We start from the raw sequence: 18,568 nt of genomic DNA on the forward strand, positions 1-18,568 counted from the left end.
GCCTGAATGACGAAAGGGGTTTACGATGGAAGCCAGCTTTTCCCGCCGGAAACTGTTGACGCCAGACGAACTGCGGCAATTGTCCGAACGGTCCGACCTGCAAGGCGGGTTGCAAATGGCAAGCCACGTCGGGGCCATCGTGGTTGTCGCGCTGCTGCATGCGCAGGCGATGGGCACCGCATGGGTTTGGGTGACGGGGTTTGCTTTGGGTGTTCTGTTGAATTTCCTCTATGCCGCCCAGCACGAACTGTCCCATGCCACCGTGTTCAAGACCCGCAAACTGAATGAGGTCTTTGGCCGCATCATCGGCTTTGTACAGCTGTTCCCCCGCGACTTTGACCAGATCATGCATTTTGCCCATCACCAACACACCCAGGACTGGGAGCGTGACGGCGAACTGGTGCGCGAACCTTACACGCTGACCACATATCTGCTTTGGCTCAGCGGTATCACCTACTGGCGCAACCGTGTCTTTGGCATCGTGCGCCGCGCGCGGGGGATCACTATTGAACCCTATATTCGCGCCGAGGAAGAGACCAAAGTGATCCGTGAAAGCCGCCTGCATCTGGCAGGTTACGGTCTGATCGCGCTCGTCTCTGTCGCAGCGGGGTCTTGGGCCGCGCTGACCTTCTGGATTATCCCGATGGTATTGACCAAGCCCGTTCACCAGTTGCAGAACACCATCGAACATCTGGGGCTGAGCCATGAGCCCGACATCATGGAAAACACCCGCTCGACCCGTGCAAATGCGCTGCAGCGCTGGCTGTGCTGGCAGATGCCCTATCACACTGCCCACCATACGTTTCCCGCCGTACCTTTCTGGAAGCTGCGGACATTGAACGACCGGATCGAGGAAAAGGCTGGCGAGGTCCACCGGATGGGCTGGCTGGAATTCCAGATCGAGGTGATCGGCAAACTGATGGCCAAAGACGAAAGCCAGTATCCGATGGATGAGGTCTGGATCATCCCGCGCAGCGGTGGCCGCGTGACGCGGATGCCAGCGGAATGAGGCGGCGTGACTCAGCCCCGGGTTTGACCCGGGGCCTCTTGGCTGAGGTCGCGATAGGGGTCCCGGATCGGATCCGGGACTGCGTGGCGATATGCGGCAGCTGAAGGTATACACCTCGCTTTGGGCCATGCAACCGCACGACCAGAGCGGCGTAAAGCTGCCTTATGATCAGGTGTGCGAAATGGTGGCCGCAGCCGGTTTTGACGGTATGGCGATTGATCTGGGGGCCTCCGATGTGGCCGTGGCCCATGCCGTACGTCCGCATATGGACGCGAACGGCCTCACCCCGCTGATCGTGGCCTTTCCCAAGACGATTGAAAGCCTTGAAGACACGCTGCATATGGCCGCCGATTTCGGCGCGCCCTTTGTTGACGTTATCGGACAGGTGATGCCCATCGCCCTCGACGATATGGTGCCAGTGATCGAGACATGGATGGGCATGGCCGACCGGATCGGGGTGCCCGTGCAGTTCGAGACGCATCGCAACTGCATCACCAACGACCTTTATACAACGCTGCAGCTGCTTGATCGTATCCCTGATATGCGCATCTGTGCCGACCTGTCGCATTACGTGGTGGATCGCGAATTCTGGTTTCCCCTGTCCGATCACGACCTTGGCCTGATGAGCCGCATCCTGCAGCGTTCCGACAGCTTTCAGGGACGCGTGGCCTCGCGCCAGCAGATACAGTTACAACTGGATTTCCCGCAGCATCAGAAGTGGGTGGAACTTTTCAAATGCTGGTGGCGCGAAGGCCTTGCCGACTGGCGCGCGCGCAACGCGTCGGGCGACTGCATTTTTGTCTGCGAACTGGGGCCGCCGGAATACGCGATGACCGGACCGGACGGCCGCGAGATGTCGAACCGCTGGGAAGAGGCGCAGGTGATTATGGCCTGGGTGCGCGAGATCTGGGATGAACTGGGCGGGGACGGCTAGGAAACGGGCGTGACAGAGAACATGACGCCAATATGTCCATCGGTACCCGGACAAACAGCCTTATCCAGTTTCGCACGTGTAGACATTGGGGGTCTGCGCATCTAGAGGCAGACGTGCTGTCATTTCTAAGGATCACTTATGAATAGCAACGTCGCCGTCTGGACCATGATCCGCAACGAAGACTACTTTCTTAAACTATGGGTCAGCTATTACGGGCAATTTATACCCCGCGAGAACATGTTCATTCTTGTCGACGGTGCAGACAGCATATTGCCGGACGGGCTGGAAGGTTGTCAGATCATCACTTTCCCAAAAGGGAGAGTTGGTCCTGGCTGGGACAAGAAACGCTGGGAGTTTCTTTCGCATTTCGCCAGTGCGCTGACAGCACGATTTGATCTTGTCGTCGGCGGTGATGTGGATGAACTGATCGTCCTTGATCCGCAGTTCGGAGATGATCCATTTGCGCATATTCTTGCGGAGACAACAGCTCCGGTCATCTCACCCTTTGCCATCGAACTGGTGCACCGCGTCGACGTGGAAGCCCCTCTCGATCAAAGCCGTCCGGTACTGGCGCAAAGGGCTTTTGGGCGGATCAATATGTGGTATTCGAAGCCCTGCATTATCCGCGTCCCCATCCGGTGGAGCCTTGGGCAGCATTTCTCGACCCATCCCGAACTGCATTTGTCGCAGAAGCTGTTTCTCTTTCACTTGCGCTATGTTGATCATGACATGCTCATGCGGCGCCAAAACTTACGTAAGGCGCATGTATCAGATGCGGATGGCGTGCTTGTAAAGGATGTGGCCGGTGTAGGCTGGCAACAGGAGGCGAACCAAATCAGCGACTTTCTGCATAGCTTTGTAACACATGGCCAGCCAGTAGAGACGAATTTTGGATTTGGTCCGCTTCGCAAACGAATGTATCGCGAATGGGAAGAAGGGCGCGGCGGGTTTTGGAAACACGCACGCGTGCATCGAATGACGACTTATCGGATACCCGAACGCCTCAGAGCAGCGTTTTAGCGCCTTCGCTCGCTTGGGCTTGCCGCAATCGCCTTGGGCGATTGGCGGGAAGCATGGCACAGTATTCCATCACGTCAGCCTCTGATCCGATGCAGTCTTTGGTTATGAGAAGATCCAGCACCGCAAGCGCCAAGTCGTAGCTCTGTATCACAGCATCAGACAAAATCGCCAGATGCTTGAGCTGTTCAACAGTGAGGCTTTGAAGGTCGAGCAAGCTTCGAATGAAAATCGCGTCTCCGTCGACAAGCTGGTTCTGATGATATTTGGCCTGCAGGAAAGGCGAAAACCGGCGCGCCACATCAACTGCCTTCAAGGTATCGAACTTGTGCAGACAAAAGCCCGCATCTGAGAGTAAACGCATTTGCTCATGCATCAACGGCTGACCGACATAAAGTGGGATCGCCGCCACTTCGGTGAACACCATAAGCGCATCGTTTAATTTGTCGGGGCCGTTCCTGAACACGGCCGCCTCGCCGCCCTGAATGTCGATCTTTATGAGGTCGGCATGTGCAATTTCGGCGATGTCATCAAGCCGAACGGTTTGCACCTGTACTTTTTCTGTCACTGTCATCATGCCCGCCCATTTTTCCAGATAAGCAATTGCAGCAGGGTTGGGAGGCAGCAATGATGTGAATCCACTATGGCGACAGATATGCAGTGTGCCTTCTGTTCCATCTCCGACAGCATAGGGCAGCACGATGCGATTTGGACGATTTTCGGCCAACAAGGCCTCATAGGCCGAAGGCTGCGGCTCGAAGCAATAGACCTGTGCGAGGCCCTGCGTCAGCAACAAGTCATATGGCGACGGTTCAACGGGATTGGCGCCAATATCAATAATTGCGGTCGGGCGTTCAGGCGCAAGCATCTCGTGTAATTGCGTCCAGCGCTTTGCGTCCGTTTCATTGGGGGTCTCGGGCATGTAGCACTCTCAGCATCTGGTCGTTTATTGGGCTACGTGCCCATGGCGGCAAGTTTGCAGGGCTGTGCCATTCACGCAAGCCCCGTGGTTGGCGCCTGTATTGGGATTTGCATGTCTTGTGAAGCAATTACCATATACAGCAGTCACGTTTCGGTTTCTTGCCGGAAAACCCGACCCGCGACAATTTCCGCGTCCAACCAAAAGACCCCACCGCGGGAAAGCGATGGGGTCGTGTGGTGCCGTTATGGGCAAACCGACCGCAACTCCCGGGGAGAAGATGCGGTCGGGTGAGTGGTCTGGCTTATGGCAACAGAACAGCGTCAATCACGTGAATCACGCCGTTAGACGCGATGATGTCCGCTGTTGTCACTGTCGCGTTCTCAACGGTCACGCCGTTGCGGCCGTCGATGTGGACTTCTTCACCGTTGACGGTGGCAACGCTGAGGCGCTGACCTGCCAGTTGATCGGATGTGACCGCACCGGGTACCACGTGATATGTGAGGATCGCTGTCAGTTGGTCGATGTTTTCTGGCATCAGCAGTGTTTCAACGGTACCAGCTGGCAATGCGGCGAAAGCTGCATCTGTTGGCGCGAAGACAGTGAATGGACCTTCGCCCTTCAATGTGTCTACCAGACCGGCAGCGGTGACAGCGGCAACCAGAGTGTTGAAGTTGCCGTTGGAAGCCGCGATATCGACGATATCAGGCTCGCTCTCCATCATGGGTGCACAAGCAGCTGCAACAGCAACGCCAGCGGCGAGAATGGTAGATTTGATTGCAAAGCGACGGTTCATTGGGTGTTCCTTTCGTTCCCTGTTAACGCACTTGTTACGGGGCGAGAGGTGCTCTGGTTGTCATTCTGACAATGAGTTTATCCGCTGTATTGTTTTGATCCGATACGCGCTGCATTACGTAAGCCGAGGTCAGCTTTCGGCGCAATGTGCGCGAAATGCCTTCTTGAGAACCTCCAGTTCTCCACGCAATGCCGAAATCTCCGTGCGCAAGTCTTCTGCAACCGGTGCGCCGGCGATCAGGGTGAAACTGTCCAAAGTAACGCCGCTTTGGTCGGTGATCAGAAAGTTGTGCACCCCATCCGCGATCATTGCCGAAGGGATCGGGACGGCAACTTGCCAGACATCATGTGCCGCATCATAGGTGCAATTCACTTGTGGCAAGGGCTGGCCAAGATGGGTGACCTGCAAAAGGGGTTCTTCTTGTCCAGCACCCGTCAGGTCGCCGTGCCAAACGCCTGCTTTGATCCGTGTGTTGATGAAATGCGCAGTGGCCATAGGGTCGTTTCCTCAGATTTCAGCACGTGGATAGCGGCTGAGTGTCAGATCACGGATAGTCAGTTTGTTCATCGCGGGGCGTTCGATCATCAGATCAATCCACATCCGCTCGGCGCGCCGTTCATTCAGGCCGCTGTAGGCGAGATCGAACTCGACCATTGTTTCTGGTGTATCATCTGGCAAGGTCAGCAGCACCTGTTCGGTGTTCGGGCCGTTCTTGACGTTCAGCCGCGCATAGATGGCTGTCGGTCTTTCACGCGTGATCAGCGCCGCCAACCGGATCAGGTGGCGCTTGCGCAGCCCTTCACAGGACTCTTCGGGAACTTCGATCACAAGTGACAGATAGCTGCCAGCAAAGTTGAAGGTCTCAAGCACGATCCCGAAAGGTGCAAGATCGGTGTCCTGAGTATTGCGGATCTGTCGGAGAATGATTTCGCCGCGAGGGCAGTCGTGAAAGATCACCAACTCATTGGTGATTTCCATCTTGGACAGAGCAGGTGCATGCGCCGGTAGGTCCGCAGCAGCCCGCCAGGGTTTTGGCCGCCACGCCCAGTCCGTGCCGGGCGGTTGGGGAAAAATGTCAGAGCCGATCCGTGGCAGTGCAAGCCTGCTGTCAGCGGCAAAGCGGAAGGCCTGAATGTGGCGCAGCAGTTTCTTGGCTGCTTCGTTCGCCTGATCCAGTGATGCAAGGTCGGTCGCTCCGACAGCTTTCGTCGCCTTTCGCCACCGCGCAATGCTGCGGCGTTGCAGGAACCTCGTGATGTGGCCTTGCAGTGGTAATGGCATATAAGCGGTCTTCTTCTATCAAAAGGGCAAGTTTGCCAAACAAAACGCGCGATGAAAACTGCTCAGATTTCGGCTGGGCTGTCTGTCGCCGCGGCGGGTGGCGCCTGTACACCCGCAAGGATCTGTTTGAGCAAGGTCGCCCCCGGTCCGTCCTGAAGTGGCGATGCCGCCAAACCGCGCACACCGATAGTAACCAGTCGGCCGTTCACATTGGCAAAGGCGCGCCATTCTTCCCGTTGCAGACCGTCCAGCGGTGGTGGTCCCTGATCGGTGAAATGGATCATGACCTGATCATTGAAGGCCTGCGTGGACAGGACATTCACAGCATCGGGATTGTTGGCTTTCGTCAGTAGGCGGACACCGTCATCCGTGATGAGAAAATCCCGCAGGCCGATTTCGTCCGTGGCAATGCGCCCGCTGTCGGGGGGGCCCACCTGTATGGTTGCGATACCCACGATTTCGGGCGCGGCGGTGCTGTGGCCCAATGTGGCGCAGGACGCCAACATCGCAAAATCCTTTGCAAGTTGGCTTGATCGAGGATCAACACAATAGCCAGCGGGCGCTGTGGCAATAACAGCGCCCTGACCAAGCGAAACAGACTGTGTCACCTGATCAATCGGGGTGCAGGCCGTCATGGCTAGCACCCCGAAAACGACAGCGGTGGCACGGATCATCCCGTTACAGATCCATGTAGATGTGTTTTTCGGCTTTCGCACCGGGATGCGTCACCGCCCCAAGCCGTGCGCCACCGACAAGTTGCGCATATTTCCACAGCGCGCCCGAAGCATAGATGGTCTCTTTGGGGCCCTTCCAGTTGGCCTTGCGCGTCGCGAGCTCTTCGTCGGTCAGATCAACGCTCAGCTCCCCTGTGACGGCATTGATGGTGATCACATCGCCATTGACCAGCAAACCGATCGGCCCGCCATGTGCGGCCTCTGGTCCTACGTGACCTACACAGAACCCGCGTGTCGCGCCCGAGAAACGGCCGTCGGTGATCAGTGCCACCTTCTTGCCCATGCCCTGACCTGACAGTGCAGCAGTCGTTGCCAGCATCTCGCGCATACCGGGGCCACCTGCGGGACCTTCGTTGCGGATGACGATGACTTCGCCTTCCTCGTATTCGCGGGCTTTGACAGCGGCAAACGCCTCTTCTTCACTCTCGAAGACACGTGCAGGACCGGTAAAGACCTGCTCGTCGCTGGCCATGCCCGCCACTTTTACAATCGCACCTTCAGGGGCAAGGTTGCCTTGCAGACCCACAACACCACCTGTCGGGGTGATCGGGTTCTCGACCGGATAGATCACGGTGCCATCTGCATCGCCTTTGATCATATCAAGTTCTTCACCCATCGTGCGGCCTGTGGCGGTCATGCAGTCTTCATGGATCAGACCCGCTTTGCGCAGTTCTTTCAGAACAACCGGTACGCCGCCGGCTTCGTAGAGGTCCTTGGCGACATAATCGCCACCGGGCTTGAGGTTTACGAAGTAAGGCGTGTCGCGGAAAATGTCGCAGACATCCATCAGGTCGAAATCAATACCGGCCTCATGGGCGATCGCTGGCAGGTGCAGACCGGCGTTGGTCGACCCGCCGGTGCAGGCGACCACACGGGCCGCGTTTTCAAGCGATTTGCGTGTCACGATATCACGGGCGCGGATGTTTTTGGCGATCAGGTTCATCACCGCCTCGCCGGACGCTACGCCGTATTGATCGCGGGATTCATAGGGGGCAGGGGCACCGGAGGAGTTCATCAACGCAAGGCCGATTGCCTCGGACACACAGGCCATGGTGTTGGCGGTAAACTGGCCACCACAGGCACCCGCAGATGGACAGGCCACGCGTTCCAGCACTTCAAGCTCGGCATCCGACATATTGCCCGCCTGGTGTTTGCCCACGGCTTCAAAAACGTCCTGTACGGTCACGTCCTTGCCGTCCAGACGGCCCGGCAGGATGGAACCACCGTAGATAAAAACGGACGGCGTATTCAAGCGCACCATCGCCATCATCATGCCCGGCAAGGACTTGTCACAGCCCGCGAGACCCACAATCGCGTCATAGCAGTGACCGCGCATGGTCAGTTCAACGGTGTCCGCAATCGCTTCGCGTGATGCAAGGGAGGAGCGCATACCTTCATGGCCCATCGCGATACCATCAGTGACGGTGATCGTGGTGAACTCGCGGGGTGTACCGTAACCTTTTTTCACGCCCAGTTTCACAGCCTGCGCCTGACGGTTCAGAGAGATGTTGCAAGGGGCTGCTTCGTTCCAGCAGGTTGCGACACCGACCCAAGGCTGCTTGATTGCCTCTTCATCAAGCCCCATCGCATAGAAATAGGACCGGTGTGGCGCGCGTGACGGGCCTTCGGTCACGTGGCGGCTGGGCAGGTGTGTCTTGTCGACTTGATCCTTGGGCATTTCAATCTCCTCACAAACGCTTTGGAAACGGTCTAAATAGAGGGCAGGTCCGGCGCAAGCCCTCCAAAGCTGGTTGCGGCGGTTGGTAACTGCGCTAGGGTCACGCCATGCGCCATCCCTACGAAGCCCACCGCAGTTTTATCAGACCCGCTTGGGCTGCGCGCGAGACGTGGCGCATCCTTGTGATGATCGTCTGTTTCGAGATTGTTTTCGCGGTGTCACCGACGATCTTTACGGCATTTCTACCCAGCGACGCGGCAGTCGATGCGTTCTATGAGGGCACGACAGCTTTTGGCACGCTGGCGCAGTTTGCGTCCTTCGGAATTTCTGCCATCGGATTTCTGGTGCTGCTCCGGCTGTTGCATGGTCGCGGGTTCTGGTCGTTGATCGGACCAGCGCATGCGGCCAGGCGCGATCTGATCCGCGTTGGCAGGGCGGTGGCGATCTGGCTCTTTGTGTTCGAGTTTCTGCCACCATGGATCAACCCCGCCGATCTGGCCGAGGTACGCGATTTCGGGGTCTGGGCGTCACTCATCCCGCTCGCTTTGGTGGCGGTGCTGATACAGGTCGGCACTGAAGAGATGTTCTTTCGCGGCTACCTGCAACAACAATGCGCCTGCATCTCGAATAGCCCATGGGCGTGGATGGTCCTGCCGTCCGTGATGTTCGGGGCATTGCATTTCTGGAATGGCAACGGGGCTGCCGAAGGGGTGCTCTGGGCGATCTGGGCCACTGCGCTGGGCATCGCTTGTGCCGATCTGACCGCGCGCACCGGTAACCTGGGGGCTGCGGTTGGTCTGCACATGGCGAACAATGTCTTTGCACTGCTTGTCGTCGGGGTGCAGGGCTGGCCCTCATCCGGGCTGGCGCTTTTCCTTTATCCCTATGAGGACCCGGCACTTTATGCTTATGGCATAGAGGCACTCTTGTCGCCGTGGATCGTGTTTCAGCTGCTGACAATGCTGACCTCGGTCCTGATCATGTGGCTTGCGGCACGAATTGCGCTCCGGCGCTGATTGCATTTCGCGACGTGGCGTCATATTTCAGACCGTGAACAGACCTTAAAGGCCGCACTTATGAACTGGATTACCAACTACGTTCGCCCCACGATCAACTCGCTGTTTTCACGCCGCGAGGTGCCGGACAATCTGTGGACGAAATGTGACGACTGCGGCACGATGCTCTTTCACCGCGAGTTGGCGGATAACCTGAATGTCTGCACCAACTGCGATCATCACATGGCGATTGGCGCACGTGACCGCTTGCGGTCCATCTTTGATGGCGGCGTCTTTGTCGAGGTTGCGGTGTCTGAACCCACAGCAGACCCGCTGCATTTTCGCGACCAGAAACGCTATAGCGACCGCATCAAGGAAGCCCGCAAGAAAACCGGCGAGAAAGATGCGATGCTGGTCGCCGAAGGCGAAATGGGCCGCACGCAGGTTGTTGTTGCGGTGCAGGACTTTTCCTTCATGGGCGGGTCGATGTCGATGTATGTCGGCAACGCGATTGTTGCTGCCGCAGAACGCGCCATTGCGCTGAAATGCCCGTTGATCCTGTTTTCTGCTGCGGGCGGCGCGCGTATGCAGGAGGGTATCCTTGGCCTGATGCAAATGCCTCGCACCACTATCGCGGTGCAGATGCTCAAAGAGGCCGGGCTGCCTTATATCGTGGTCCTGACGCACCCGACTACGGGCGGCGTGACCGCATCCTACGCGATGCTGGGTGATGTGCAGATTGCCGAACCGAATGCGTTGATCGGCTTTGCCGGTGCGCGGGTGATTGAGCAAACAATCGGTGAAAAACTGCCCGAAGGTTTCCAGCGTGCGGAATATCTGCTGGATCACGGCATGTTGGACCGCGTGACAAAGCGGACCGAACTGAAGGATGAACTGGTAACCATCGTGCGCCTGTTGATGCGGCAGGACCCACCGGTGAAAGGTGATCTGCCCGCACCAGAGATCAAGCCGGAAGCCACCGAGGAAACCGCTGCGGCGGAAGAAGAGGCCAAGTGAGCCGGACCTCGGACGCGATCCTTGAACGGATGATGGCCTTGCACCCCAAGGTCATCGATCTGACCCTGGATCGTGTGTGGCGCCTGCTGGCGGCCGTGGGCAACCCCCAAGACCGTTTGCCCCCCGTGATCCACGTGGCAGGGACCAATGGCAAGGGTTCGACCCAAGCGATGGTCCGTGCAGGATTGGAGGCGGGCGGTTCATCCGTGCATGCCTATACGTCTCCGCATCTGGCGCGCTTTCACGAACGGATCCGGCTTGCAGGAACGCTGATCACGGAAGAGGTGCTCACGGAGGTGCTGGACCGTTGCTATGTAGCGAACGGCCCCGATCCGATCACCTATTTCGAGATCACAACAGTTGCAGCGCTTCTTGCTTTCGCGGAAACGCCTGCGGATTACACATTGCTTGAAGTCGGTCTTGGCGGTCGTCTGGATGCGACCAATGTGATCGCAGACCCTGCTATCACGATCATCACGCCGGTCGATTTGGACCACCAGCAATATCTGGGTGATACGCTGGCCGCGATTGCGGGCGAAAAGGCGGGCATCATCAAGCGTGGCGTGCCTTGTGTCGTTGGTCCGCAGCATGACGAAAGCATGGATGTGATCGAAGCAAAGGCGGCAGCGCTCGGCGCGCCGCTTCTCGCCTATGGCCAGCACTGGCATGTGAGTGTCGAGCGCGACCGGCTGATCTATCAGGATGAGCGTGGCCTGTTGGACTTGCCGCTGCCAAACCTGCCCGGCCCGCATCAGGTCATGAACGCAGGGGCGGCAATTGCCGCATTGCGCGTACTGGGCAAAGACGAAGCAGCCTGCGAGGCGGCATTGACCCGCGCGTATTGGCCTGCGCGGATGGAGAAGCTGACAGAAGGGCCCTTGGTCGCTCTGGCGGCACCCGCCGAGCTTTGGCTTGATGGTGGGCACAACCCCGCGGCAGGGCAGGCGCTGGCCGAGACCCTGCGGGCCCAGCCGTCGCGTCCGACGCATCTGATCTGCGGGATGCTGAACACCAAGGATATTGGCGGCTACTTGCGCCCCTTGGCCGGTGTCGCGACATCGTTGACCGCCCTGTCAATTCCCGGCGAGAAAGCCACATTGCCTGCGGCGACAACCGCTGCAGAGGCGGAAAAGGTTGGATTACCGGCCCGCATTGCCGACAGTGTTCAAGAGGCAATCGTCGCGATCAAGCAGGATGCGCCCGACGCACGGATCCTGATCTGCGGATCGCTCTATCTGGCGGGGCATGTCATGCGGGAGAATAGCGGTTGATCAGAGGTGTTGCTGTTGCGCTTTCATTGTTGGCGAATTCTGCCAACGCCGCAGATTTCTATTTCTGCTGGCAAGGGGCGAACGGCTACACAATGACCGGTCAGATGTCGATCACGCCGGCCGCACTGAACAAACCCCTGATCACGCAAGATGATGTCACCCTGTTCCGGATTGCCGGATACCAGGACCAGCGGCTTTTGGGCAAATGGGACCTCGACACAATGCGACAGGGTGCGAGCTGGTTTCTTAACTATGATCCCGCGCGCAGCGTTTTTCTGACGCCGGGTGAAATGGGTCTTGGCGTCTCGCAGGCTTGGAACGCCGACGGCACGGCGACGGACTGTGGCAACCCCGGTTTCGGGTTCAACCTTGGCAACCACGCGCAGGATTTTTGCCTCAACGGGCGGTGGGTTGAAGAAAGTGGCATGCCGCCGGAAACACCATTTTTGGTCAGCCCTGTCCCCGTCGATCCGCTTTGCCGGGTTTACGCCCCGACAAGTTGATCGATTCGCGAATCAGTTACTTGACTGCGAATCACCTTATCGCTTAGTGTCACTGCTAACGTGAAGCGCTATATTTAAAAGGCGTGTGCGAGCAGTCTTGGCAGGGCGAGCAGGCGGGCCGTAATGGCCTGTCTTCTTGTTTTCCGAAATTTTGTATCTTCCGGTTCTCCCCGACTGACCCGCAACAATTTGCCACCCTTACTTTGTGCCGTTTGCATGCAAGCCTTTCCCTGCTTAGGGTGCGATAACAACAATAGAGGTTCAGGTTTGACTGTAGTGAAGAGATCATTTTTCGGCGCGATTACGGCCGTCGCCATTTTGGGCTGCGGTCCGGGTTTCGCAGATACCGATGCAGGATCTTACCTTGCGGCGCGGCAGGCCCTGCAGGCGAATGACTTTGCCGAAGCGTCGCGGCGTTTGTCCCGCGCTTTGATTTCGGATCCTGCTGAACCGGCGCTGCTTGAAAATACAATGACCGCCTTTATCGCCTTGGGCGATATCGAACGGGCGCTGCCGATCGCGGAAAATATCGCGGCACGCGGGTACGAAAGCCAGGTCGCTAACCTGACTTTGATGATGTCCAGCGCCAAAGCGGGCAACTGGCAGGGTGTTCTCGACACGCTTGAAGCAGGCCGCTCTGTCGGACCGTTGGTGGATGGTCTGGCCAAGGCTTGGGCCTATCTGGGCGAGGGCGACATGACCCGCGCCACCGAGAGCTTTGACGCTGTGATTGCGGCAGAGGGCATGATGATCTACGGGCTGACGCACAAAGCCTATGCGCTGGCCTCTGTGGGCGATTTCGAAGGCGCCGATACCATTTTCTCGGGGCAGGTCCCTGGGGGAATGCGTTACAGCCGCCAGAGTGCTATCGCCCACGCACAAATCCTGAGCCAGCTTGAACGCAACGACGATGCGCTCGCGATCATCGACGGTGTCTTTGGCGATCAGCTTGATCCCGGCATTGCCGATTTACGCGCCAGGATCGCCGCGGAGGAAGCTGTGGCCTACACCGCCGTGCGCACACCTGCGCAAGGGCTCGGCGATCTCTGCCATGTTATTGCGGGGATCGTGCAGGAAGACGCACCGGCACCATTCACGCTGATGTACGCCCGTGCGGCGAGTTACCTTTGGCCTGAAAATACCGCTGCGGTTCTTATGACAGCGCGCTTGCTTGAAGAACTTGAACAGCATGATCTTGCCAATACCGCTTTTGCATCTGTGGCGCGCGACGATCCCTCTTTTTCGGCCGCTGAGTTGGGTCGGGCCGAGGTGCTGCGTGCTGCTGGCAGGCAGGATGCGGCGATCGAAGTGCTTGAGGCTCTGACGCGTAGTCACCCCGAATTGCCTGAAGTCTATGCCACCAAAGGCGATACCTTGCGGCAGGCGGAGCGCTATGACGAGGCAATCGCCGCGTACTCCACCGCACTGGATCTCTATGACGAAGGCCAGAATCCGCGCTGGTTCGTGTATTATACAAGGGGCATTTCCTATCACCGCATGGATGAATGGCCGGATGCCGAGGCAGATTTCCGTGCGGCACTGGCGTTGCGCCCCGATCACCCGCAGGTTCTGAACTATCTTGGGTATTCGCTGGTGGAACGTGGTGAAAAGCTGGATGAAGCGCTGGAGATGATTGAAACAGCGGCTGCAGAGCGGCCCGATAACGGCGCTATAGTGGATAGTCTGGGGTGGGTCTATTTCCAACTGGGCCGGTATGAAGAGGCGGTTTTCCATCTCGAACGGGCCGCCTCGCTCGAACCGGTGGACCCTGTGATCAATGATCATCTGGGAGACGCATTCTGGGCGGTTGGCCGCGAGACCGAAGCGCGGTTCCAGTGGCATCGCGCCCTTTCGTTCGATCCCGAGGCTGACGAGGCCTTGCGTATCCGTGACAAGTTGAAGCGTGGGTTAGATCTGGTTTTGGTCGATGAGGGGCGCGCCCCCATTCGGATTGCCAGTGGCGACGATTAGGGCCAGCGCCCCCGCCAAGGTCAACCTGACCCTGCATGTCACCGGACAGCGGGACGATGGCTATCATCTGCTGGATAGTCTGGTGGTCTTCGCGGGCGTTGCAGATCAGCTTAGCGCGACGATTGCTTCGGATTTGCGGATCTCTGTGAGCGGTCCTTTTTCGACCGGCGTGCCCACAGACCATACAAATCTGATGATGCGTGCCGCAGAGGTGCTGCGCGCAGCACGGGGTGTCACAAAAGGGGCTTCTCTGACCTTAGAAAAGCATCTGCCCCACGCGGCAGGCATCGGCAGCGGGTCATCGGATGCCGCGACGACGCTGGCGATGTTGGCAGAGCTTTGGGACGTCGCGCCGCTTCCCGCCATGATGCCCGAGGTCTTGGCGCTTGGCGCGGATGTGCCTGTTTGCGTGTCATCACCGCGCCCGCTGCGCATGTCAGGGATCGGTGATGTGCTGTCGCCGGTCGCGCAATTGCCATCCTGTGCGCTGGTCTTGGTACGCCCTTCTGTCGAGGTGCCGACGGGTCCGGTGTTTCAGGGCCTTGCCACGAAACAGGGCAGCCCGATGATGCCACTGCCAGCCTCACTCGACTATGACGGTTTTGTCCGCTGGCTCTTGGCGCAGCGCAATGACCTGCAAGCCCCCGCCGAGACCATCGCCCCCCAGATCACCGAGGCGATTGCCAAGCTCCGGTCCCTGCCTGCGGTATCAGTCGCGGGCATGTCGGGGTCAGGGGCTACGTGTTTTGGACTGGTCAAAGATATGGCCACCGCGCGTCAGGTGGCGCGCATCGTTCAGGTCGCCAAAATGGATTGGTGGGTGGCGCCAGCCGAGGTGCTTTAGGCAGGCAAAGCGTTTTGTGTCAGGCGTTATTACGTAGGAACGTGACCCATGTGTCGCCATAGCGTCGCTGATCCAATGTGGTGAACCCCTGCGGTGCAATCTGCGCGCGGCTTTCCTCCCAGACGATCAGGGCGTCAGGGGCAAGCCACCCTGCGGCCTTTGCCGCGGCCAGCGCCTTGCCGCCAAGGTTCTGATCATAGGGCGGATCAAGAAAGACCAGCGCACAGGGCGTGCCCTGTGGCAGCTTCGCGGTATCTGTGCCCAGTACCGTCGTATCGTCCTGCCTGCGTAGTTTGGCAATATTCTCGCGGATCAGTTTCTGTGCCACGCGCCCGTTATCGACAAATGTGACATGTGCCGCTCCGCGTGACAGCGCCTCAAGCCCCAGCGCTCCGGTACCTGCGAACAGATCAAGCACCTGTGCGCCGTTGATCGGATCACCGAAACGCCCGCCTTGCAGCACGTTGAACAGGCTTTCGCGCACACGGTCCGTGGTGGGGCGCAAATGCGCGGCCGCATCGCCATGGCCGACAGAGGCCAAGCCCGTGCCGCGATGAGTGCCGCCGATGATCCTCACGGTTTCAGCAAGGCTTTCATGTCGGTTGCGGGATCAGTGATTAGTGCTGGATCAGGGCTGCGCCCTGCTTCGATCAAACGCTTGCCAATCATATAGTTGCGCGGATCATTCATGGCATCGACCGCCAGCAGGGTGTCGCCGTTGTAATACCAGTGCGATTGCACACCGGGCGCGTCGCCCTTGCGGACATAAACATCCGTATAGCCCAAATTCAGCCCTGCGATCTGTAGTTTGCAGTCATATTGATCAGACCAGAACCACGGCTTTGGCACGTAAGGCGCATCGCCACCCGCGATATTCACTGCCACTGCTTCGGCCTGATCAATCGCGTTTCCGACGCTTTCAAGCCGGATGGTCTGGCCGTGAAACAGGCACGATGCGCAGTCACCAGCGGCCCAGATATGCGGATCGGAGGTGCGTCCGTGACTGTCCGTTGTAATGCCGTTGCCCACATCAAGCCCTGCACTTTCGGCCAGAATACTCGCGGGGTTTATCCCCACGCCGACAACCGCAAAATCAATCTCCAGCGTCGTGCCATCGGTCAGCAACGCGCCGGTGACGTGATCTTCGCCCAATAGCCGCTCAAGCCCGACACCTTCGCGAATATCAACCCCGTGGCTTTGGTGCAGGGCGCGAAAGTAGTCGGACGTTGCTGGGGCCGCGACCCGCTGCAAGATCCGGTCTGCCATTTCCACCAGCGTTACCTGTAGCCCCAATTTCGACGCCACCGCCGCCGCTTCAAGCCCGATATACCCGCCGCCGATAATCAGCACCCGCTTACCTGCGGTGAACGCAGGGGCCATCGCATCTGCATCGCTCAGATCGCGCACGGCAAAAACGCCGTCCAGCATGCCGCCAATGGATGCGGGCAGGGTGCGCGGATGGGCGCCCGTGGTCAGGGCAAGCTCATCGTAGGACAGATGTGTATCGTCGCTGAGCCGGATCGTTTTCGCCGCGCGATCTATCTCTGTCACGCGGGTATCGAGACGCAAGTTGATCCTGTGCTCGTCATAAAAGGCCGCAGGCCGCAAATAGAGCCGTTCTTCGGCCATTTCGCCGAGCAAATAGGCTTTGGACAGCGGCGGTCGCTGGTAGGGGGGCACCTTTTCCGCACCGATCATAGTGATGTCCCCCTCAAACCCAACGGTGCGCAGTTTCGCAGCCAGTGATGCACCTGCCTGTCCTGCTCCGACGATAACAACGTGCGTCATGGGGGTTCACCTCTTTATGTGACTGGCTGTTGGCTTTTTGCACTCTATATGAGAATGCGACGGAGAGACAATTCGGAACAAAGGCGAGATTTATGACAATCAAGACAGGTGATACGCTGCCAGATGCAACATTGCTGGTAATGGGCGATGAAGGCCCACAGCAGGTACAGCTTTCTGACAAGGTAAAAGGGCGCAAAGTTGTGATCTTTGGTTTGCCGGGGGCCTATACAGGCACGTGCACAACCGCGCACGTGCCCAGCTTTATGGTGACCTATGATGCGTTCATGGAAAAGGGAGTGGATGAAATCATCTGCGTGTCCGTAAACGATCCGTTTGTGATGAAAGCATGGGGCGACAGCACCCGTGCGATCGAGACCGGTATTACGATGCTGGCTGACGCGGAAAGTGCATTTACCAAAGCTATAGGCATGAACTTCAGCGCAGGCCCCGTCGGGTTTGTCGACCGCTCCAAGCGCTATGCGATGCTGGTTGAAGACGGCGTTGTGAAAATCCTCAACGAGGAAGAGGGCCCCGGCGTTTGTGAAATATCTGCTGGCGAGACGCTCCTGGCGCAATTGGACTAAGCGACACCGACACTGCCCGTATCGGCGGGCAGTGTCATTCTGCGTATCGGTGCAGCCCGTTACCATGACACTCCGGATGCAAGGCCGATCCTGATGGAACCCCAACTGATCGCAATCGCGCTTATCGTGCCTTTTATTCTGGTGTTTATCTACGCCGGTATTCATGAGTACCGGCGTTACAAGTCAGAGGGCCGCGCGAAATACGGGCTTGTCTACGACGAAGAGACCGGCACGACGCATGTCACAGGTATCGCCGAGGATGACGAGGGGTACGATCCGAGTGATTTTGATCCCAGCGGCTATAACGAACCAGAAGAGAGCAATAACGCGCGAGATGACCGCACGTAGTGTACGATAATCGCACGGCGGCTCTTGGCCTCTTAGCCGTTCACTTGCATCACAGTCCGTGTCGGGAACGGAATTTCGATGCCGCCTGCGTCCAGCGCCTCTTTTACCTTGCGCTTCATATCGGCCTGATAGGCAAAGTAATCGCCGCTTGCACACCACACGCGCACCAGAAAATCGACCGAGAAATCGCCCAGATTGTTCACCTGAATAAACGGTGCAGGGTCCGTCTTTGAACGCGGGTCGGACATGATGGTTTCGCGGATTGTCTCTTCGGCCAGCTTCAGATCAGCCCCGTAGGCCACACCGAAAATCCACTCTGCACGGCGGGTGTCATAGCTGGAATAGTTCACGATGGTGTTGCCCCAGACCTGACTGTTGGGGATGATGATCTGCACGTTGCTCACCGCTGCCAGTTCTGTGTAGTTCAGCGTGATTTCCTTGACCGTGCCCATCTGGCCGTTCACCTCGACGAAATCGCCGATTTTGATGGGGCGGAAGAACACAATCATGACACCGGCCGCGACATTCGACAGCGTGCCCTGCAAGGCCAGACCAATCGCAAGACCGGCGGCACCGATGACCGCGACAACCGATGTTGTCTGTACACCAAAGGTGTTGAGTACGAAGAGGAACGCAAAGCCGATAACAATATAGCGCGCCACGTTCCCCAGAAAGTTGAACAGCGTGATATCCAGATGCGCATAGGACTGCCCCAGCCCGATCAGGCGCTTGCGCACCCAACCGCCCAGCAAAAAGCCCACGAACAGGATTGCTACGACGGCCAGCACACTGCCGACGGCGGATGCAAGGAACTGGATCGTCAGTAGGTCACCGATCGTATTGCCGTTCCAGATCACGGTATTGAGTAGCTGCTCCACA

20 protein-coding genes are annotated in these 18,568 nt (G+C 58.2%); 11 read left to right on the forward strand and 9 right to left on the reverse strand.

All coding sequences use genetic code 11. The features are described 5' to 3' along the window. Positions 1-25 precede the first annotated feature (25 nt). The 3 genes from SJY29_RS00325 to SJY29_RS00335 all read left to right on the forward strand — a co-directional run bounded on the left by SJY29_RS00325 (position 26) and on the right by SJY29_RS00335 (position 2,963). Positions 26-1,009 carry a fatty acid desaturase gene (locus SJY29_RS00325; RefSeq protein ID WP_400085456.1) on the forward strand — a complete coding sequence of 328 codons (984 nt, stop codon included), beginning with the start codon at positions 26-28 and terminating at the stop codon, positions 1,007-1,009. A gap of 91 nt (positions 1,010-1,100) precedes the next feature. Then, complete coding sequence (locus tag SJY29_RS00330; protein ID WP_400085459.1) at positions 1,101-1,943, forward strand: sugar phosphate isomerase/epimerase family protein; 843 nt, start codon at positions 1,101-1,103, stop codon at positions 1,941-1,943. Positions 1,944-2,081: 138 nt separating this feature from the next. Continuing rightward, positions 2,082-2,963 (forward strand): hypothetical protein, encoded by an 882-nt coding sequence (locus SJY29_RS00335; protein ID WP_400085460.1) that lies wholly within the window; start codon positions 2,082-2,084, stop codon positions 2,961-2,963. Here the strand turns inward: SJY29_RS00335 and SJY29_RS00340 are convergent. The 6 genes from SJY29_RS00340 to ilvD all read right to left on the reverse strand — a co-directional run bounded on the left by SJY29_RS00340 (position 2,947) and on the right by ilvD (position 8,368). Continuing rightward, entirely contained in the window at positions 2,947-3,882 is a 936-nt protein-coding gene (locus SJY29_RS00340) for an FkbM family methyltransferase (RefSeq protein ID WP_400085463.1), read from the reverse strand. The genes SJY29_RS00335 and SJY29_RS00340 overlap by 17 nt on opposite strands. 301 nt (positions 3,883-4,183) lie before the next feature. Then, positions 4,184-4,675: a fasciclin domain-containing protein gene (locus SJY29_RS00345; RefSeq protein WP_055297138.1), complete on the reverse strand. Its 492-nt coding sequence runs from the start codon at positions 4,673-4,675 to the stop codon at positions 4,184-4,186. A 129-nt stretch (positions 4,676-4,804) separates the two neighbouring features. Next, positions 4,805-5,170 (reverse strand): hypothetical protein, encoded by a 366-nt coding sequence (locus tag SJY29_RS00350; RefSeq protein ID WP_400085466.1) that lies wholly within the window; start codon positions 5,168-5,170, stop codon positions 4,805-4,807. A 12-nt stretch (positions 5,171-5,182) separates the two neighbouring features. Next, entirely contained in the window at positions 5,183-5,956 is a 774-nt protein-coding gene (locus tag SJY29_RS00355) for a DUF6478 family protein (protein WP_400085469.1), read from the reverse strand. A gap of 62 nt (positions 5,957-6,018) precedes the next feature. Continuing rightward, entirely contained in the window at positions 6,019-6,630 is a 612-nt protein-coding gene (locus SJY29_RS00360) for a dihydroxy-acid dehydratase (RefSeq protein ID WP_400085472.1), read from the reverse strand. 4 nt (positions 6,631-6,634) lie between these two features. Then, positions 6,635-8,368, reverse strand: a complete 1,734-nt coding sequence (gene ilvD / locus SJY29_RS00365; protein ID WP_110279541.1) for a dihydroxy-acid dehydratase — start codon at positions 8,366-8,368, stop codon at positions 6,635-6,637. A 107-nt stretch (positions 8,369-8,475) separates the two neighbouring features. On the opposite strand from ilvD, the gene SJY29_RS00370 reads away from it, so the two are divergent. The 6 genes from SJY29_RS00370 to SJY29_RS00395 all read left to right on the forward strand — a co-directional run bounded on the left by SJY29_RS00370 (position 8,476) and on the right by SJY29_RS00395 (position 14,969). Further along, positions 8,476-9,384, forward strand: coding sequence for a lysostaphin resistance A-like protein (locus tag SJY29_RS00370; protein WP_400085476.1), 909 nt, complete (start codon positions 8,476-8,478; stop codon positions 9,382-9,384). Positions 9,385-9,444: 60 nt separating this feature from the next. Continuing rightward, a complete protein-coding gene (gene accD, locus SJY29_RS00375) occupies positions 9,445-10,380 on the forward strand; it encodes an acetyl-CoA carboxylase, carboxyltransferase subunit beta (protein WP_400085479.1) in 936 nt (311 codons plus the stop codon). 29 nt (positions 10,381-10,409) lie between these two features. After that, positions 10,410-11,651 (forward strand): bifunctional folylpolyglutamate synthase/dihydrofolate synthase, encoded by a 1,242-nt coding sequence (locus SJY29_RS00380; RefSeq protein WP_400088795.1) that lies wholly within the window; start codon positions 10,410-10,412, stop codon positions 11,649-11,651. Continuing rightward, positions 11,648-12,154: a hypothetical protein gene (locus tag SJY29_RS00385; protein ID WP_400085482.1), complete on the forward strand. Its 507-nt coding sequence runs from the start codon at positions 11,648-11,650 to the stop codon at positions 12,152-12,154. Before SJY29_RS00380 ends, SJY29_RS00385 begins: the two co-directional genes overlap by 4 nt. A gap of 276 nt (positions 12,155-12,430) precedes the next feature. Then, entirely contained in the window at positions 12,431-14,125 is a 1,695-nt protein-coding gene (locus SJY29_RS00390) for a tetratricopeptide repeat protein (RefSeq protein WP_400085485.1), read from the forward strand. Further along, on the forward strand, positions 14,112-14,969 hold the full coding sequence (locus tag SJY29_RS00395) for a 4-(cytidine 5'-diphospho)-2-C-methyl-D-erythritol kinase (protein WP_400085488.1): 858 nt from the start codon (positions 14,112-14,114) through the stop codon (positions 14,967-14,969). The genes SJY29_RS00390 and SJY29_RS00395 overlap by 14 nt, the downstream gene beginning before the upstream one ends. 19 nt (positions 14,970-14,988) lie before the next feature. Here the strand turns inward: SJY29_RS00395 and rsmD are convergent, their stop codons facing one another. Together rsmD and SJY29_RS00405 are read right to left on the reverse strand one after the other, a co-directional pair. Next, entirely contained in the window at positions 14,989-15,546 is a 558-nt protein-coding gene (rsmD, locus tag SJY29_RS00400; protein ID WP_400085491.1) for a 16S rRNA (guanine(966)-N(2))-methyltransferase RsmD, read from the reverse strand. Continuing rightward, positions 15,543-16,757, reverse strand: a complete 1,215-nt coding sequence (locus tag SJY29_RS00405; protein WP_400085494.1) for an NAD(P)/FAD-dependent oxidoreductase — start codon at positions 16,755-16,757, stop codon at positions 15,543-15,545. Before SJY29_RS00405 ends, rsmD begins: the two co-directional genes overlap by 4 nt. 92 nt (positions 16,758-16,849) lie before the next feature. On the opposite strand from SJY29_RS00405, the gene SJY29_RS00410 reads away from it, so the two are divergent. Together SJY29_RS00410 and SJY29_RS00415 are read left to right on the forward strand one after the other, a co-directional pair. Further along, entirely contained in the window at positions 16,850-17,341 is a 492-nt protein-coding gene (locus SJY29_RS00410; protein ID WP_110279549.1) for a peroxiredoxin, read from the forward strand. Positions 17,342-17,434: 93 nt separating this feature from the next. After that, positions 17,435-17,689: a hypothetical protein gene (locus SJY29_RS00415; protein WP_400085496.1), complete on the forward strand. Its 255-nt coding sequence runs from the start codon at positions 17,435-17,437 to the stop codon at positions 17,687-17,689. Between the two features lie 32 nt (positions 17,690-17,721). On the opposite strand, the gene SJY29_RS00420 is transcribed toward SJY29_RS00415, so the two are convergent. Next, positions 17,722-18,567 (reverse strand): mechanosensitive ion channel family protein, encoded by an 846-nt coding sequence (locus tag SJY29_RS00420; RefSeq protein ID WP_110279551.1) that lies wholly within the window; start codon positions 18,565-18,567, stop codon positions 17,722-17,724. Between the last annotated feature and the right edge of the window lies 1 nt (position 18,568).

This window comes from Yoonia sp. R78084 (assembly GCF_044595625.1).
In the GTDB taxonomy this organism is placed as follows: Bacteria; Pseudomonadota; Alphaproteobacteria; order Rhodobacterales; family Rhodobacteraceae; genus Yoonia.

Excerpts from the sequence above, each read along its gene's own strand:
- SJY29_RS00325 (WP_400085456.1), top strand. The coding sequence starts at position 26 with ATGGAAGCCAGCTTTTCCCGCCGGAAACTGTTGACGCCAGACGAACTG.
- SJY29_RS00330 (WP_400085459.1), top strand. The coding sequence starts at position 1,101 with ATGCGGCAGCTGAAGGTATACACCTCGCTTTGGGCCATGCAACCGCAC.
- SJY29_RS00335 (WP_400085460.1), top strand. The coding sequence starts at position 2,082 with ATGAATAGCAACGTCGCCGTCTGGACCATGATCCGCAACGAAGACTAC.
- SJY29_RS00340 (WP_400085463.1), bottom strand. The coding sequence starts at position 3,882 with ATGCCCGAGACCCCCAATGAAACGGACGCAAAGCGCTGGACGCAATTA.
- SJY29_RS00345 (WP_055297138.1), bottom strand. The coding sequence starts at position 4,675 with ATGAACCGTCGCTTTGCAATCAAATCTACCATTCTCGCCGCTGGCGTT.
- SJY29_RS00350 (WP_400085466.1), bottom strand. The coding sequence starts at position 5,170 with ATGGCCACTGCGCATTTCATCAACACACGGATCAAAGCAGGCGTTTGG.
- SJY29_RS00355 (WP_400085469.1), bottom strand. The coding sequence starts at position 5,956 with ATGCCATTACCACTGCAAGGCCACATCACGAGGTTCCTGCAACGCCGC.
- SJY29_RS00360 (WP_400085472.1), bottom strand. The coding sequence starts at position 6,630 with ATGATCCGTGCCACCGCTGTCGTTTTCGGGGTGCTAGCCATGACGGCC.
- ilvD (WP_110279541.1), bottom strand. The coding sequence starts at position 8,368 with ATGCCCAAGGATCAAGTCGACAAGACACACCTGCCCAGCCGCCACGTG.
- SJY29_RS00370 (WP_400085476.1), top strand. The coding sequence starts at position 8,476 with ATGCGCCATCCCTACGAAGCCCACCGCAGTTTTATCAGACCCGCTTGG.
- accD (WP_400085479.1), top strand. The coding sequence starts at position 9,445 with ATGAACTGGATTACCAACTACGTTCGCCCCACGATCAACTCGCTGTTT.
- SJY29_RS00380 (WP_400088795.1), top strand. The coding sequence starts at position 10,410 with ATGATGGCCTTGCACCCCAAGGTCATCGATCTGACCCTGGATCGTGTG.
- SJY29_RS00405 (WP_400085494.1), bottom strand. The coding sequence starts at position 16,757 with ATGACGCACGTTGTTATCGTCGGAGCAGGACAGGCAGGTGCATCACTG.
- SJY29_RS00410 (WP_110279549.1), top strand. The coding sequence starts at position 16,850 with ATGACAATCAAGACAGGTGATACGCTGCCAGATGCAACATTGCTGGTA.
- SJY29_RS00415 (WP_400085496.1), top strand. The coding sequence starts at position 17,435 with ATGGAACCCCAACTGATCGCAATCGCGCTTATCGTGCCTTTTATTCTG.